Annotated in this window: 13 protein-coding genes; 10 read left to right on the top strand and 3 right to left on the bottom strand. The window is 67.7% G+C overall.

Going from position 1 to position 16720, the window contains the following annotated elements; translation table 11 throughout:
- The first annotated feature begins 73 nt into the window (after positions 1–73).
- The 10 genes from mmsA (at position 74) to yjfF (ending at position 12639) form a co-directional block, all read left to right on the top strand.
- Positions 74–1606 carry a multiple monosaccharide ABC transporter ATP-binding protein gene (gene mmsA, locus ACFQ4E_RS09265; RefSeq protein WP_386802831.1) on the top strand — a complete coding sequence of 511 codons (1533 nt, stop codon included), beginning with the start codon at positions 74–76 and terminating at the stop codon, positions 1604–1606.
- Positions 1603–2808, top strand: coding sequence for a multiple monosaccharide ABC transporter permease (gene mmsB, locus ACFQ4E_RS09260; protein WP_386802829.1), 1206 nt, complete (start codon positions 1603–1605; stop codon positions 2806–2808). The genes mmsA and mmsB overlap by 4 nt, the downstream gene beginning before the upstream one ends.
- A 4-nt stretch (positions 2809–2812) precedes the next feature.
- On the top strand, positions 2813–3805 hold the full coding sequence (araD1, locus tag ACFQ4E_RS09255; protein ID WP_386802827.1) for an AraD1 family protein: 993 nt from the start codon (positions 2813–2815) through the stop codon (positions 3803–3805).
- Between the two features lie 8 nt (positions 3806–3813).
- Entirely contained in the window at positions 3814–5559 is a 1746-nt protein-coding gene (gene araD / locus ACFQ4E_RS09250; protein ID WP_386802825.1) for an L-arabinonate dehydratase, read from the top strand.
- Positions 5546–6511, top strand: a complete 966-nt coding sequence (locus tag ACFQ4E_RS09245) for a Gfo/Idh/MocA family protein (RefSeq protein ID WP_386802823.1) — start codon at positions 5546–5548, stop codon at positions 6509–6511. The genes araD and ACFQ4E_RS09245 overlap by 14 nt, the downstream gene beginning before the upstream one ends.
- Position 6512: 1 nt before the next feature.
- A complete protein-coding gene (locus ACFQ4E_RS09240) occupies positions 6513–8036 on the top strand; it encodes an aldehyde dehydrogenase (NADP(+)) (protein WP_386802821.1) in 1524 nt (507 codons plus the stop codon).
- A 101-nt stretch (positions 8037–8137) separates the two neighbouring features.
- A complete protein-coding gene (gene ytfQ, locus ACFQ4E_RS09235; RefSeq protein ID WP_386802820.1) occupies positions 8138–9085 on the top strand; it encodes a galactofuranose ABC transporter, galactofuranose-binding protein YtfQ in 948 nt (315 codons plus the stop codon).
- A 61-nt stretch (positions 9086–9146) separates the two neighbouring features.
- Positions 9147–10655: a sugar ABC transporter ATP-binding protein gene (locus tag ACFQ4E_RS09230; RefSeq protein ID WP_386802818.1), complete on the top strand. Its 1509-nt coding sequence runs from the start codon at positions 9147–9149 to the stop codon at positions 10653–10655.
- Positions 10652–11677, top strand: a complete 1026-nt coding sequence (locus ACFQ4E_RS09225) for an ABC transporter permease (RefSeq protein ID WP_386802817.1) — start codon at positions 10652–10654, stop codon at positions 11675–11677. Before ACFQ4E_RS09230 ends, ACFQ4E_RS09225 begins: the two co-directional genes overlap by 4 nt.
- Positions 11674–12639, top strand: a complete 966-nt coding sequence (gene yjfF / locus ACFQ4E_RS09220) for a galactofuranose ABC transporter, permease protein YjfF (RefSeq protein WP_386802814.1) — start codon at positions 11674–11676, stop codon at positions 12637–12639. The genes ACFQ4E_RS09225 and yjfF overlap by 4 nt, the downstream gene beginning before the upstream one ends.
- 19 nt (positions 12640–12658) lie before the next feature.
- On the opposite strand, the gene ACFQ4E_RS09215 is transcribed toward yjfF, so the two are convergent.
- The 3 genes from ACFQ4E_RS09215 to ACFQ4E_RS09205 are packed head-to-tail and all read right to left on the bottom strand — an operon-like array spanning position 12659 to position 16295.
- Positions 12659–13654: an ABC transporter substrate-binding protein gene (locus ACFQ4E_RS09215; RefSeq protein ID WP_386802812.1), complete on the bottom strand. Its 996-nt coding sequence runs from the start codon at positions 13652–13654 to the stop codon at positions 12659–12661.
- A complete protein-coding gene (locus ACFQ4E_RS09210; RefSeq protein WP_386802811.1) occupies positions 13654–15546 on the bottom strand; it encodes an MFS transporter in 1893 nt (630 codons plus the stop codon). The genes ACFQ4E_RS09215 and ACFQ4E_RS09210 overlap by 1 nt, the downstream gene beginning before the upstream one ends.
- Entirely contained in the window at positions 15543–16295 is a 753-nt protein-coding gene (locus ACFQ4E_RS09205) for a hypothetical protein (protein ID WP_386802809.1), read from the bottom strand. Before ACFQ4E_RS09205 ends, ACFQ4E_RS09210 begins: the two co-directional genes overlap by 4 nt.
- Positions 16296–16720 lie beyond the last annotated feature (425 nt).

Below are 16720 nucleotides of genomic sequence, written 5' to 3'. Positions count from 1 at the left end.
TCCGCTGGCCGGTCATTGGGTCCGTCGGGTCGATCCCGACGGACCAACCCCCAAAACCGCGAGCCGTCCTTCCATGTCTGCACTTCTTGAAATGCGCGGGATCACCAAGGAATTCCCCGGTGTGAAGGCGCTCGACGACGTGACGCTCTCGGTCGAGGAAGGCGAGATTCACGCGCTTGTCGGCGAGAACGGCGCGGGCAAGTCGACCCTGATGAAGGTGCTTTCGGGCGTCTATCCGCACGGGTCCTATGACGGCGAGATCGTCTTCGACGGCCAGCCCCGCGCGTTCCGGTCCATCCGCGACAGCGAGGAGATCGGCATTATCATCATCCACCAGGAGCTGGCGCTGATCCCGCTTCTGTCGGTGGCCGAAAACATCTTTCTCGGCAACGAGCGCGCCTCGGGCGGGATCATCGACTGGCGCGAGACGCACAAGCGCGCGGCCGAGCTTCTGGCCCGGGTCGGGCTGAACGAGAACCCCGCGACGCTGGTCGACGATCTGGGTCTCGGCAAGCAGCAACTGGTGGAGATCGCCAAGGCGCTTTCGAAGAACGTGCGGCTCCTGATCCTCGACGAGCCGACCTCGTCGCTGAACGAGACCGACAGCGCCAAGCTTCTGGACCTGCTGATGGAGTTTCGGAAGAAGGGCCTCACCTCGATCCTGATCTCTCACAAGCTGAACGAGATTTCCAAGGTCGCCGACACCATCACCGTGATCCGCGACGGCGCGGCGGTGGCGCGGATGGACTGCGCCGAGGGCGTCGACGAGAACGACATCGTGCGCAACATGGTGGGGCGCGCGCTCGAGGATCGCTATCCGTCCAAGGGCGACACGCGGCCCGGCGAGGTCGCAATGGAGGTGCGGAACTGGACCGTGCGCCACCCGCTCCATGCCGAGCGGCGCGTGGTCAAGGATGTGAGCTTTCACGTCCGCCGGGGCGAGGTGCTGGGCATCGCGGGGCTGATGGGCGCGGGGCGCACCGAGCTCGCGATGAGCCTCTTCGGCCGGTCCTATGGCCGCGACATCAGCGGCGAGGTCCGCATCAACGGCGCGCCCGTCGATCTCTCGACCGTGCGCCGCGCGATCAACGCGGGCCTCGCTTACGCCACCGAGGACCGCAAGACCTACGGCCTGGTGCTCGACGACACCATCCGGCGCAACGTGCCGCTCGCGGACCTGCCCGCGATTGCGCGCAATGGCGTGGTCGATCCGAGGCGCGAGGCCGAGGTGGCTGAACTCTACCGCGACAAGCTGGCGATCAAGTCCTCGTCAATCGAACAGGCTGCCGTGAATCTCTCGGGCGGAAACCAGCAGAAGGTCGTCCTGTCGAAATGGCTCTTCGCCGATCCCGATATCCTCATCCTCGATGAGCCGACCCGCGGCATCGACGTGGGCGCCAAGTTCGAGATCTACACGGTGATCCGCGACCTCGCCGCGCAGGGCAAGGCGATCATCGTGATCTCCTCCGAACTGCCCGAGCTCCTGGGGATCACCGACCGTCTCTACATCATGAACGAAGGACGCTTTGTCGGGGAAATGCCCACGGCGGAGGCCAGTCAGGAAAAAATCATGTCGAAAATCGTCACGGCGGGAAAACACGCATGACCGACTCCGCATCCCAGACCCCTGCCCCCGCCCAGGAGCAGACCGCCTCCGGCTGGCAGTTTCTGAAACATCACCTCCGGGAATACGGCATCCTGATCGCGCTCGTCGTGATCATGGCCTTCTTCCAGGTCGCGACCGGGGGCATTCTGCTGAAGCCGGTGAACCTGACGAACCTCGTCCTGCAGAACTCCTATATCGTCATCATGGCGGTGGGGATGCTCTTGGTCATCGTCTGCGGCCATATCGACCTCTCCGTCGGATCGGTCCTGGGCTTCATCGGCGCGCTCGCCGCGGTGATGATCGTGAACTGGGATCTCCACTGGCTGATCGCGGCGGTGCTCTGCCTTGCCGCCGGCGCGGCCATCGGGGCCGCGCAGGGGTTCTGGGTCGCGTATCTGCGCATCCCGTCCTTCATCGTGACGCTCGCGGGCATGCTCGTCTTCAAGGGGCTCACGCTCTGGCTTCTGGCCGGGCAGTCGGTCGGCCCCTTCCCGCCGGAATTCCGGCTGATCGCCTCGGGCTTCGTGCCGGATATCTTCAACGGCGACAGCCTGAACCTGCTGTCGCTCATCGTCGGAATTTTCGTGGCGTCCCTGCTGCTGTGGCTGTCGGTGCGCACCCGCGCGCGCCAATCCGCGGCCGGAGCCGAGACCGAGCCCTTCGCGCTCTTCGCGGGACGCAATGCGCTGATCTTCGGCGCGCTGGTCTACATGTCCTGGCTGATGGCGGATTTCCGCGGCCTGCCCAATGTCTTCATCGTCATGGCCCTGCTGATCGCGGTCTATTCCTTACTGACCTCGCGCACCACGTTTGGCCGCCGCATCTATGCCATCGGCGGCAACGAGAAGGCGGCGAGCCTGTCGGGCATCAACTCGCAGCGGCTCACGTTCCTGACCTTCGCCAATATGGGGATGCTGGCCGCGCTCGCGGGCCTCGTCTTCGCCGCAAGGCTCAACACCGCGACCCCGAAAGCGGGCGTGGCCTTCGAGCTCGACGTCATCGCCGCCGTCTTCATCGGCGGGGCCTCGATGTCGGGCGGCGTGGGCACCGTGGTCGGCGCGGTGATCGGGGCCTTCATCATGGGCGTCATGAACAACGGCATGTCGATCCTCGGCATCGGCATCGACTGGCAACAGGTCATCAAGGGCCTCGTGCTCTTGGCCGCCGTGATCTTCGACGTGCTGAACAAGCAAAAAGGATAACGCCATGCTGCTTTCCCAATACGCCCGCGCGGATGGCACGCCGCAGATCGTGGCCCGCGACGGAACCGAGGCCTATGAGGTCAAGACGGGTCTCTCGCTTTACGATCTCGCCATGGACTGCCTGACCGCAGGCGAGCGGCTGCGCGACCGGATCGCCACGATCGGCCTGACCGGCGCGGTGGATCTCGAGACGCTCTATGCCGAGGGGCGTCTCTTGCCGCCCGTCACGCATCCCGACCCCGCGCATCTGCACCTGACCGGCACGGGTCTAACGCATCTGGGCTCCGCCTCGACGCGGGCTGCGATGCACAAGAAGGCCGACGACAACGAGACCGACAGCATGAAGATGTTCCGGCTCGGTGTCGAAGGCGGCAAGCCCGCCAATGGCGCCGCCGGGGTCCAGCCGGAGTGGTTCTACAAGGGCAACGGCACCGCGCTCGTCTCGCCCGGGGCCGCGCTCACCGCGCCCAAGTTCGCCGAGGACGGGGGCGAGGAGCCCGAGATTGCGGGGGTCTACCTCATCGCGCCCGACGGCACGCCCGTGCGTCTGGGCTGGGCCCTGGCGAACGAATTTTCCGACCACGTGATGGAGCGGCGGAACTACCTCTACCTCGCGCATTCCAAGCTGCGCCAGGCGGCCATCGGCCCCGAGCTGCTAATCGGCGATCTGCCCGAGCATATCGAGGGCGTCTCGCGCGTGTATCGGGGCCAGGAGATGATCTTCGAGAAGCCGTTCCTGTCGGGCGAGGCGAATATGAGCCATTCCTTCGCCAATCTCGAACACCACCACTTCAAGTATCCGCTCTTCCGCCAGCCCGGCGATCTGCATGTGCACATGTTCGGCACCGCGACCCTGTCCTTCGCCGATGGCGTCGAGACCCGCGACGGCGACCTCTTCGAAATCGAGGCCGGGATTTTCGGTCTGCCGCTGCGCAACCCCTTGGCCTTCACGCCCCGCGGCACCCCCGAACCGCGCACCGAAATCCGCAGTATCTGAGGACCGCCATGACCTTCACACCGGCAAAATGGCCCAGGAAACTCAGATCCCAGGAATGGTACGGCGGCACCTCGCGGGACAACATCTACCACCGCGGCTGGCTCAAGAACCAAGGCTACCCGCACGACCTCTTCGACGGGCGCCCGGTGATCGGCATCCTCAACACCTGGTCGGACCTCACGCCCTGCAACGGGCACCTGCGCGAGTTGGCCGAGAAGGTGAAGGCCGGGGTCTGGGAGGCGGGGGGCTTTCCGGTCGAGGTCCCGGTCTTCTCGGCCTCGGAAAACACCTTCCGCCCCACGGCGATGATGTATCGCAACCTCGCCGCCATGGCGGTGGAGGAGCAGATGCGCGCGCAACCCATCGACGGCGCGGTGCTTCTGGTGGGCTGCGACAAGACCACGCCCAGCCTGATCATGGGTGCCGCGTCAACCGACATCCCCTCCATCGTCGTGACCGGCGGGCCGATGCTGAACGGCTGGTTCCGGGGCGAGCGCGTAGGCTCTGGCACCGCGCTCTGGCAGATGAGCGAGGACATCAAGGCGGGCAAGATGACCCGCGAGGATTTCCTTGAGGCCGAACAGGCGATGTCGCGCTCGTCCGGCACCTGCAACACGATGGGCACCGCCTCGACCATGGCGTCCATGGCCGAAGCGCTCGGCATGGCGCTGTCGGGCAACGCGGCGATCCCGGCGGTCGACGCGCGGCGGCGCGTGATGGCTCAGATGTCGGGCCGCCGCATCGTGCAGATGGTCAAGGACGACCTGAAGCCCTCGGACATCATGACCAAAGAGGCGTTCGAGAACGCGATCCGCGTCAACGGCGCGATCGGCGGCTCGACCAACGCGGTGGTGCATCTGCTGGCCATGGCGGGCCGGTGCGGCGTCGATCTCACCCTCGACGACTGGGACCGGCTGGGGCGCGAGGTGCCGACCATCGTCAACCTCATGCCCTCCGGCAAATACCTGATGGAGGAGTTCTTCTACGCGGGCGGCCTGCCCGTGGTGCTGAAGCATCTCGGCGAGGCCGGGATGCTGCACAAGGACGCGCTGACCGTATCGGGCGACAGCATCTGGAGCGAGGTCAAGGACGCGGTCAACTGGAACGAGGATGTCATCCGCCCCGCCGACCGTGCGCTCACCGCAAGCGGCGGCATCGCTGTTCTGCGCGGCAATCTCGCACCCGGTGGCTGCGTGCTGAAACCCTCCGCCGCGACGCCCGCGCTGATGCAGCACCGGGGCCGCGCGGTCGTGTTCGAGGACATCGACGACTACAAGGCCAAGATCAACGACGACGCGCTCGATATCGACGAGACCTGCGTCATGGTCCTGAAGAATTGCGGGCCCAAGGGCTATCCCGGCATGTCCGAGGTCGGCAATATGGGCCTGCCGCCCAAGGTTCTGAAGAAGGGCATCACCGACATGGTCCGCATCTCGGATGCGCGCATGTCGGGCACCGCCTATGGCACCGTGCTTCTGCACACCGCGCCCGAGGCCGCGGCGGGCGGCCCCCTCGCCATCGTGCAGAACGGCGACATGATCGAGATCGACGTCGCGAACCGCCGCATCCATCTCGACCTGCCGGAGGAGGAGATCGCGGCGCGGCTCGCGCAGTGGACGCCCCCCGAGATGCCCGCGGCGAATGGCGGCTACACGCGGCTTTATCACGATGCGGTCGAGGGTGCGGATACCGGCGCCGATTTCAGCTTCCTCAAGGGATGTCGCGGAAACGAGGTGCCCCGTGACAGCCACTAGGATCGCGGTGGTGGGCATCGGCAAGATCGCCCGCGACGAGCACATCCCCGCCCTCGCGGCCTCGCCCGCGTTTGAGCTTGCCGCGACGGTCAGCCGGTCGGGCGGCGTGTCCGGCGTCGAGAACTTCGATACGGTCGAGGCGCTTCTGGCCGCCCGTCCCGACATTCCCGCGATCAGCTTCTGCACCCCGCCGCAGGTCCGCTACGCGGGCGCGCGCGCGGCGCTGGAGGCCGGGCGTCAGGTGATGCTGGAAAAACCGCCCGGCGCGTCGCTGTCGGAGGTCCACGCGCTTCAGGCGCTGGCGGCGGAGCGGGGCTTGAGCCTCTTAACCACCTGGCATTCGCGCCACGCCGCCTGCGTCCCCGCCGCGAAGGCCTGGCTGGCGGACAAGCGCGTCACCTCGGTCCGCATCGACTGGAAGGAGGACGTGCGCGTCTGGCATCCCGGCCAGCTCTGGATCTGGCAGGCGGGCGGGCTTGGCATCTTCGATCCGGCGATCAACGCCTTTTCGATCCTCACCGAGATCCTGCCCGTGCCCGTCCATGTGACCGGCGCGGATCTGCTCTTTCCGGGGAATTGCGAGACCCCGATTGCGGCCCGGGTCAACATGAACGGCCCGGATGGCGCGCTGGTCACCGCGGAACTGGATTTCCTCTGGGAGGGCGAGGCGCTCTGGCGGCTGGAGATCGAGACCGATGCGGGCACGCTGATCCTCGACCGCGGCGGCGCGGCGATGAGGATCGACGGCCAGCCTCAGGGCGACGACACGCCCAAGACCGACGCCAAGATCCCCGGCGAATATGACCGGCTTTACGCCCGCTTTGCCGAGCTTCTCGCGACCAAAGGCACGGATGTCGATCTGAGACCGATGGTCCTGGTTGCCGATGCCTTCACCCTCGGCAGGCGCTTCGAGGGCCCCGAGTTCATTGACCCGACGACGAAGGAGAGCTGACATGCTCGACAGCACCCCCCTCACCGGAAAACACCTCATCGACGGCACCTGGACCGAGGGCGGCGCGTCCTTCACCTCCGAGCCCGTGACCGGCGAGGGTCTGGTGGTCCAGAGCGGTGGCGCAGCCGAGATCGACGCGGCAGTCGAGGCCGCCGAGACCGCCTTTGGGCAGTATGGCTGGACCGACCGCGAGACCCGCGCGCGATTTCTCGAGGCGATCGCCGACGAGATCGAGGCGCGCGGGGCCGCGCTGACCACCCATGGCACCGCCGAGACCGGCCTGCCCGAGGCGCGGCTCGAAGGTGAACGCGGTCGCACGACGGGCCAGCTCCGCATGTTCGCCGAGCATATCCGCAAGGGCGACTATCTCGACATCCGCCACGACCCCGCCCTGCCCAACCGCACACCGATGCCGCGCCCCGACCTGCGGCTGATCCAGCGCCCCCTCGGGCCGGTCGCCGTCTTCGGCGCATCGAACTTCCCGCTCGCCTTCTCGACCGCTGGGGGCGACACCGCCGCGGCCCTCGCGGCGGGCTGCCCCGTGGTCTACAAGGGGCACCCTGGCCACCCGGTCACGGGCGAGCTGGTGGCGCAGGCCATCGCCGCCGCCATCGAGACGACCGGCATGCCCACGGGCACCTTCGGCTTCGTGCAGTCGAACACCAACGAGGCCGGCGAGGCGCTGGTCAAGCACCCGCTCATCCGGGCGGTGGGCTTCACCGGCTCCTATCGCGGCGGCAAGGCGCTCTTCGACATCGCCATGGCGCGGCCCGAGCCGATCCCGTTCTTCGGCGAGCTTGGCTCGATCAACCCGGTCTTCGCGATGCCCGCGGCCCTCGCCGCGCGCGGTGCGGAGATGGGCAAAGCCTGGGCCGGGTCGCTGACCATGGGCGTGGGCCAGTTCTGCACCAATCCGGGCGTCGTGATCCTGCCCGAAGGCGCGGAGGGCGACGCGTTCCGCGAGGCAGCCCTCGCGGCGCTGGCCGAGACCGGCGCACAGCCGATGCTGACGGCGGGGACTGCGAGAGCCTACGCCGCTTCGGTGGAGACAGCGGCCAAATCCGCGCGGCGTCTGACCGAGGCAGGCACCGCGCCCGACCGCTCCGCCCTTCCGGCTGTCTTCGAGGTCAGCGGCGCGGAGTGGCTCGCCAATCCCGATCTAGCCGAGGAGATGTTCGGCCCCGCAGCGATCCTGATCCGCACCGCCTCGGACGCGGAAACGCTGGAGATCGCGCGGGCCTTTTCGGGCCAGCTCACGGTCACGCTGCAGATGGACGAGGCCGACACCGACGCCGTGCGCGCACTCATGCCGACGCTCGAGCGCATGGCGGGGCGGGTGTTGGCCAACGGCTTTCCCACCGGCGTCGAGGTGGCCGACGCGATGGTGCATGGCGGGCCGTTCCCGGCCTCCACGAATTTCGGCGCGACCTCGGTCGGCAGCCTCGGCATCCGCCGCTTCCTGCGGCCGGTGTCGTTCCAGAACATCCCGCCGGCGCTCTTGCCTGACGATCTGCAAAGGATTTGAGGCCGAGCGGGACATGAAATACTGGCGGCGGATAATCTGCCGTCGGTCGTCGGGACCCCAAAACGGAACGGGGCCGTCACTTTAGGGAGGAGACCCATAACATGAAGTTATTGCTCAGCAGCGTGGCGTTCGCGGCCTTCGGCGCGACCGCCGCCTTCGCCCAGACCGTGGGCTTTTCGCAGATCGGATCGGAGTCGGGCTGGCGCGCCGCCGAAACGACCCTGACCCGCCAGCAGGCCGAGGAACGCGGCATCGATCTGAAGTTCTCGGACGCGCAGCAGAAACAGGAAAACCAGATCGCCGCGATCCGGTCCTTCATCGCGCAGGGCGTCGACGCGATCCTTTTGGCCCCGGTGGTCGCCACCGGCTGGGACAGCGTGCTCGAAGAGGCGCAGGAGGCGGAGATCCCGGTCGTCCTGCTCGACCGCCAGGTCGACAGCGACCCGTCGCTCTACCTGACCGCCGTCGGCTCCGATCTGGTGCATGAAGGCGAGGTGGCGGGCCAATGGCTGGTCGACGCGGTTGGCGGCAAGGAGTGCCGCGTGGTCGAGCTGCAGGGCACCACCGGCTCCTCCCCCGCGATCGACCGCAAGACCGGGTTCGAACAGGGCATCAGCGGCGCCGACAATATCGAGATCGTCCGCTCCCAGACCGGCGATTTCACCCGCGCGCAGGGCAAGGAAGTGATGGAAAGCTTCCTGCAGGCCGAGGGCGGCGGCGCGGATATCTGCGCGCTCTACGCCCATAACGACGACATGGCAGTGGGGGCGATCCAGGCGATCAAGGAAGCCGGTCTGAAACCCGGCGAGGACATCCTGATCGTCTCCATCGACGCGGTGCCGGATATCTTCCAGGCGATGGCCGCGGGCGAAGCGAACGCGACCGTGGAGCTGACGCCGAACATGGCGGGCCCCGCCTTCGACGCGCTCGCAGCCTACATGGCCGACGGCACCGAGCCCGAGAAGTTCATCCAGACGGAATCGAAGCTCTATACGCAAGACGACGATCCCGCCGGTGAATACGAGCGCCGCAAGGATCTCGGCTACTGATGCGCAGCGGCGGCGGGACACCCGGTGCGTCCCGCCGCTCCAACCGATAGACCGGTGGTCCATGCTTCTGTCGATCCGATCCCTGACCAAGACCTTCCCCGGCACGCGGGCGCTCGACGCCGTCGATTTCGATCTGGCCGCCGGCGAGGTGCATGCGTTTCTGGGCGAGAACGGGGCCGGCAAGTCGACGCTGATCAAATGCCTCACCGGCGCCTATGAACGCGATGCGGGCACGATCTTGCTGGACGGCACCGAGGTCTCGCCGCGCTCCACCGCCGAAGCGCAGGATCTGGGCATCGGCACCGTCTACCAGGAGGTGAACCTCCTGCCCAACCTGAGCGTCGCGCAGAACCTCACATTCGGACGCGAGCCGCGCCGCTTCGGCATGGTCGATCCGCGCGCGCAGCGGCGGCAGGCCGAGGCGATGCTCGAGGGCTACGGCCTCGACATCGACGTCAGCCGCGATCTCGGCGCCTATTCCGTCGCGATCCGCCAGATCATCGCCATCGCTCGCGCGGTTGCGCTGTCGGGCAAGATCCTGATCCTTGACGAGCCGACCGCGAGCCTCGACAGCCGCGAGGTGGAAACGCTTTTCGGCGTCGTGCGCGGATTGCGCGACCAGGGCCTCGGGATCGTCTTCGTGTCGCATTTCCTCGATCAGGTCTTCGACCTGACCGACCGCGTGACCGTCCTGCGCAACGGCCAGAAGGTCACGACCGAACGCACCGCCGATCTGGACCGGGTGCGGCTGATCGAGCACATGCTGGGCCGCACGCTCGAGGGTGAAGTGAGCGGCACCGCCAAGCGCCACCGCGCGGGCCAGTCCTGGCCAGAGATGCTGCGCTTCGAAGGCTTCGGCCGGCGCGGCCATGTGGCACCTTTCGATCTGACCGTGGGCAAGGGCGAGGTTCTGGGCCTTGCGGGGCTCCTGGGCTCGGGCCGCACCGAAAGCGCGGAGCTGATGTTCGGCCTCGTGCCTGCCCAGACCGGAAGCGCAGAGGACCAGAGCGGCACGCTCGATCTGTCGTCGCCGCGCAAGGCCATCTCGGCGGGCTTCGGCTTTGCCCCGGAAGAGCGCAAGACCGACGGCATCGTCGCGGATCTGTCGGTGCGCGAGAACATCGTGCTGGCGCTGCAGGCCCGACGCGGCTGGGCGCGCCCCCTGCCCCGCGCCGAGCAGCGGCGGCTGGCCGAGGACTATATCCGGAAGCTCGACATCCGCACCTCCGGGCCGGAAAAACCCATCGGCGAGCTCTCGGGCGGCAACCAGCAGAAGGTCGTGCTGGCCCGCTGGCTGGCGATGAACCCGCGCTTCCTGATCCTCGACGAACCCACACGCGGCATCGACGTGGGCGCGCATGCCGAGATCCTGAGGCTCATCCAGGACGTCACCGCGCAGGGCATGTCGATCCTCGTCATCTCCTCGGAACTCGACGAGCTGATCGCGGTCGCCGACCGCGTCATCGTGGTGCGCGACAGACGCCACGTGGCCGAGATCACGGGCGCGGAGATCACCACCGCCACCATCGTGCGCGCCATCGCGAGCTCCGACACGGAGGTGCCCGCATGACCCTCTTGCGCCGCGTGGCCCCGCAACTCCTGACGCTGGTCGCGCTCGTGGCGCTGGTCAGCTTCTTCTTCCCGGGCTTCCTCAGGGTCGAGATGGTCGACGGCCGCCTCGTCGGCCCGGTCATGGACATCCTCAAGCGCGGCGCGCCGGTGGGGCTTCTGGCGGTGGGCATGACGCTGGTGATCGCGACGCGCGGCATCGACCTCAGCGTCGGCACCACCATGGCGATCACCGGCGCGGTCGCCGCGTGGTCGATCACCCAAGGTTACGGCCTCGGCCCGGCCCTCGCGCTCGCGCTTTTGACGGGGGTCGCCGCGGGGCTCTGGAACGGAGTTCTGGTGGCCGTGCTCGGCATCCAGCCCATCGTGGCGACGCTGATCCTGATGACCTCGGGCCGCGGCATCGCCCAGCTCGTGACCGAAGGCCGGATCCTGACCTTCTCGCATGAGGGGCTGGCCTTTTTCGGATCAGGCGCGGTCTTGGGCATCCCGACACCCGCCTGGCTCTGGGTCCTGACGGCAGGGGGGGTGGCGCTTCTGATGCGGCGCTCCGCGCTCGGCATGCTGATCGAGGCGGTGGGCGTGAACCGCGCGGCCTCGGCGCTCGCCGGTGTGAACGCCACGGTCCTGCTGATCGCGGTCTACATCGCCTCGGGCCTCTGCGCGGCGCTCGCGGGCATCGTCGCGACGGCGGATATTCGCGGCGCGGATGCCAACAATGCTGGGCTCTGGCTGGAGCTCGACGCGATCCTCGCAGTGGTGATCGGCGGCAATTCCCTTTTGGGCGGGCGGTTCTCGATCATCGCCTCGGTGCTGGGCGCGCTGATCATCCAGACGGTGGACACCGGCATCCTACTCGCGGGCTTTCCGTCGGAATACAACCTCGTCATCAAGGCCGCGCTCGTCCTGATCATACTCGTCGTGCAGAGCCCCAACATGAGCCATCACTGGCACCTGTTGCGCCGCTCGGCGCTCGCGCGGCGAGAGACGGCGATGCAGGCCGCACGGGAGCAAGGCAAATGAACCCCCGCCTCTATCCGCTGGCCGCGACCGTCGCGATCTTCGCCCTCGCCTGGGTGATCTGCGCGGCGCAGTTTCCCTTCATGCTGTCGACCCGCGTGGTGGGCAACCTTCTGACCGACAACGCCTATCTCGGGATCGTCGCGGTGGGCATGACGGTGGTCATCCTCTCGGGCGGCATCGACCTGTCGGTGGGCTCGGTGATCGCCTTCTCAGGCGTCTTCGTGGCTGTGATGCTGCGCGACACCGGGCTGCATCCGCTCGCGGTCTTCGCGCTTCTCCTGATCCTGACCACGGGGTTCGGCGCGGCGATGGGATTGCTGATCCACGCGCTCGCCATGCCGCCCTTCATCGTCACTCTGGCGGGCATGTTCCTCGCGCGCGGCGCGGCCTACATGCTGACCATCGATTCCGTGCCGATCGATCATGCGTTCTACGACTTCCTCGACGACGCCTATTACCTCATGCCCGGCAAGGGGCGGCTGACGCTCATCGGCGTCGTCATGCTCTTGACCGTGGCCTTCGGCATGATCATCGCCCACCGCACGCGCTTCGGCGCGTCGGTCTTCGCGCTCGGCGGGGGGGAGGCCGCGGCGCGGCTGATGGGCGTCAAGGTCGCGCGGACCACCGTGGCGATCTACGCCTTTTCCGGCCTCATGGCGGGCCTCTCGGGGATCGTCTTCTCGATCTACACCAGCTCCGGCTATCCTCTGGCCACGGTCGGCACCGAGCTTACCGCCATCGCCGCCGTGGTGATAGGCGGCACGCTCCTGACCGGCGGCGCGGGTTTCGTCTTCGGCACGCTGATCGGCGTGCTGACCATGGGGCTCATACAGACCTACATCGTCTTCGACGGCACGCTCTCGAGCTGGTGGACCAAGATCATCATCGGCCTGCTGCTTCTGGCCTTCATCCTGCTGCAGAAGGGATTGCTGCGCCTGTCCTTGGCGCGGAGCCGAACCTGATCCAGGGACCGGCGCGCGCCTATTTGATGATCTCGGCGAATTCGAGCAGCGCGATGGGCGGCCAGAGATCGATATCGCGCGAGACCTCCAGGTTCACCGTCAGCGCGAAATCCTTCATCCGGGCGACGGGCAGGTCCGAGGGGGCCCTGCCCTCGACGAGGATCGCTTCGACCTGTTGCCCCGCGAGGCGGCCCACCTCGTAATAGCGCGCGGCGACCGAGATGAGGGCGTGGCCGTTGCGCACCATCTCCTCATAGGGGCTCAGAACGGGCAGGTCCGCGTCCCGTGCCGCGGCGCCGAGGATCGCGGCATTGGCGCGCAGGAAGGACGAGCTGCCGACATAGAACGCATCGGCGCCGGAGGCTTTCAGCGCGCGGACCTGATCGCCGATATCCTCGGCCCTCGGGGCACCGCTTTCCGACAGGACAAAGGCGCGGTCGAGAAGGCGTATCCCGTAGTCCGGCACCAGCTCGGCCAGCTCGTCGCGCTTCAGGACCGAGTTCGGCTCGTTGGGATTGTAGAGAAGGCCGAGCGCATCCATGCCGGGCAGAAGCTCGCGCAGGGTTTCGACGTTGACCTGCTCGGGCACGCGGTTGTAGGTGCCCGTCACGTTGTCGCGCCCGGTGTGATCGAGGCTTTCGACGATGCCGGACCCGACCGGGTCGGCCACGATCATGAAGACCTGCGGAATGTCGTGGTTGAACGCGGGATCGCCCCGCTGCGCCAGTGTCCCGGCCGTGGCGAGGGTCACGCTCGTGCCCCAGGACACGATGAGATCGGCCTCGGCCTGCCGCGCCTCGTCCATCAGGCCCGTGAGCTGCGTGCGGTCGCGGGCGGCGTCGCGCACCACGACGGAGATCTCGGGCGCGGCCTCGGCCAGGTGGTCGATGACGCCCCGGCAGGCCTCTTCGCAGCCGCGCCAGGTCGCCATGAGAACGGTCTTCTCCGCGGCACTCGCCAGCGTTGCGGCGCAGACGAGCCCCGGGACCAGAAACGCCTGAAGGATCGCCCGCATCAAAACTCAACCGCCTCGTCTGTCCTGCGCCCGGCTCCGAACATGGCAAAGACGCCCATGGCAGACAAGGAAAGCGCTCCGAAGGCCGTCAGGATCGGGCCCGGGGTCGCGGCCTCGAAGAAGACCAGGGCAAGGAGGAACGCCGCGATCGCGCCCAGCCGCTCGGCCATGCGGTAGCGGTCGATCCACTCTGCATGCGCCCCCGCCGCCGCGACCACGAGCGCATAGAGCGGCGCCCGGATCAGGGCGTGACCGACCCCGAGGATCACCACGAGGAAAATCGGGCTGAGCGACAGGGCTGAGGCCGAAAGGAGGGCACCGGCCACCACCAGCGCTCCGGCGATCACCGCCATGCGTTCCGAGAGCCTCTGGCGGGCGACGATCTCTGCGGCGAGGGGCGCGACGAGGATCGTCGGCAAGTAGTAGAGCATGATGATCCGCCCGATCATGGCGGTATCGTAGCCCGTCCGCGCGAGGAGAAGCGGCATCAGGTACCAGATCACCACGGCGGTGATCGCGCTTGTCGGGATCGCGATACATCCGACCAGCATCGCATAGGCATGAAGCTGCGGCTTCCGACCGCTCGCGGACCGGGGCGCGCGCGGCTGCCCTGCGGGGCCTGACAGTGCCCATCGCGATACCGGAAAAGCGGCGAGGATCGCCACCGCGCCGAGAAGGATCGCCGAGGCGTAGCCCGCCTCGAAAGCCGCGATGCCGCCGACCACGGTCCCGGCGAGGATACCTCCGAAAAGCGCCGTGTTCTGCGTGGCCTGCGTGCGGGTCGCCATCTGTCGCCCGCCTGCCCGCAACGCGAAGGCCGAGCAGGCCACCAGCGCCACGGTATAGCCCGCCCCGACAACCATCCGGCCCAGCGCCAGCGCGGTCAGGCCCGACGAGACCGCCATGAGGACGAGCCCGAGAGTGACCGGCACCATGGCCCAGCCGAAGGCGCGGCGCGGTCCGACCCGGCGCACGAAGGGACCGGCGAAGGGCGCCATCACCGCCGCGGCGGCCAGGTAGAGAACCAGCGGCGCCGCTGCCGCGAATGTCTCGGGGAGCTGCGCTGGATACTCCGCGCTCTTGGCCATCAGCGGCAGGAAGGACGCCGTCGTCTCGGTTCCAAACGCCAGGAGGAAGACCGGCAGCCGCGCGGTCACCGGCAACGACACCTCGAGCCGGGCGATGTCCTCCCGGTCCTTGGCGAGATGCCAAGCCCGGTCGTTCAGCTGTTCCACAAGGCGCGACAAGGGGCCGTCGCCCGGCACGGCGATGACCGCGCGGAACCGCCCGCGCCGCTGCTCGTCCAGAAGCCGGATCAGGGCCTCGCGCGGCAACCAGATGCTCCGCGCGGCCAGGGCCAGGATCACCTCCGTCCCGAGAAGCACGATGGCCAGCGCGATCAGGCCGATATCGATCAGCACGCGGAAGGTCCGCGCCTCGAGGAGCCGCGGGTTGCCGTGGATGGTCATCACCGCGGCGATCTCGTTTCCGAGAAGCACCGGAATGGTGTCGGTCCAGCTGCGAAACCCGAGCCACGGGCTTTGCGGTATCTCGCGGTTGAGGACGGCCAGATCGAGGAGAACCTCGCCGGACTGCGATCTGACCTCGACATGCTGGATCTCGGGGAATGTCGCGACGAGCGTCTCGACCTTCTCGTCGAGCCCGGCCATGGCGGTGATCGGGATGCCGAACTCGAGCGCCCGTTGCAGGTCGTCGCGGAGCATCGTGCCGAGCAGTTCCGTGCGCTGGCGCAGCTCGGGCTGGGTGGAGCGATCGAAGGCCCGGAGCGTCACCGCCGCGAAGATCGACACTGTCACCGCCAGGATGACCACCATGGACAGCATGACCCGGATCCGGACCGCCTGCGGGCGCGTCGACGCATGCGCGATCAAGAGCGCGCGTCCCGGGCGTCGAGATAGGCTGCCTCCGCCTCGCGCAGGGCTTGCGCGATATCGTCCCGGTGCTCCGCTGTCGCGCTGTCGCTGTGCCCCCGCCAGTGGCGCCGCAGCTGCGCGAGTTGCTGGTCCGCGATCTGCCGGTCGATCTCCATCTCGGGCGAGAGCGCGCGCCGGACGGCATAGGCCGAGGCGAGGCTGCCCAGGATGCAGAAGAGCAGCGCCGCCGTGGCGAGCCGCCCGGCCATCGCCCAGACCGAGGCGGTGGTGGTCGCGCCGGAATATTCCGTCAGAAGCGCCCCGGCGATACCGCCCTGCCCGTCTCCGAAGGTGACGAGATAGCGGAAATCGCCTTTCTCGCGGTAGCTCGGAGGGAGGTCGGGGGTCTTCAACCGGCGCAGTGTCTCGGTGCCGATTGTTTCGTGGTCGTCGCCGAACGTGCTGATCCTGACCTCGCCATCGGGCTCCAGAACACGCAGGGCGAGGATGGCGTCATCCGCCTGCTTCGAGCGTTCGAGGATGGCGCGCAGGTTGCGCACCGCGGAGATGTCGAGCCCGATGGCCGCGGCCGAAGCCAAGGGCTCTGCCGCCCGGTCCGCGACGATCCGCAACCTCTCCCGCTCGAGCTCCGAGCGGACCTGGCCGTATTGCAGGATCGACAGAACGACGAACACGACCAGAACAGCAAGATTGATCGCGACCGCCGACAGGATCAGCGCGTGATAGGAACTTGAATTCCCTCCCATGGGGGCGAGGCTAGGGGGCCGTCGAACCGCCTGTCAATCATTCTGCCCCGGCAGAACCGCGACAGCGGGCGGCCTTTTCGGCCGTGGTCTCAAGATCATTTGCAGCGGCCGCGCGACCCGCTTCGGTGCGGCGCACGCCTGACGTGTTTTGCGCGCGAGCAGGGCAACCGTGGACCTGTCGAGTTGTCAGGTCGTCCGCACGCCCGACGGCGCACCCGCGAAACCTGTCACAGATGTAAATTCCGGGAAAATCGGGGCGCAGGCGGGGCCCCTAGATAGGGGTCAACGCTGAAGACAAGAAAGGCCCGCAAGGATGACACATCTCCTGAGATACCTCGCCCAAAGGATCGCCTCGGCGCTGTCCGGGCCGGCGCTTGTCCGGCACGCGGCGCGCGTTCCCGCCAGGTCATCCGCGCGCGCCTCCC

Source organism: Litorisediminicola beolgyonensis, from assembly GCF_042679605.1.
GTDB classification, from domain to species: domain Bacteria; phylum Pseudomonadota; class Alphaproteobacteria; order Rhodobacterales; family Rhodobacteraceae; genus Litorisediminicola; species Litorisediminicola beolgyonensis.
Note: the sequence above shows the minus strand (reverse complement) of the source record. Positions and strands in the feature narration are given on the sequence as shown.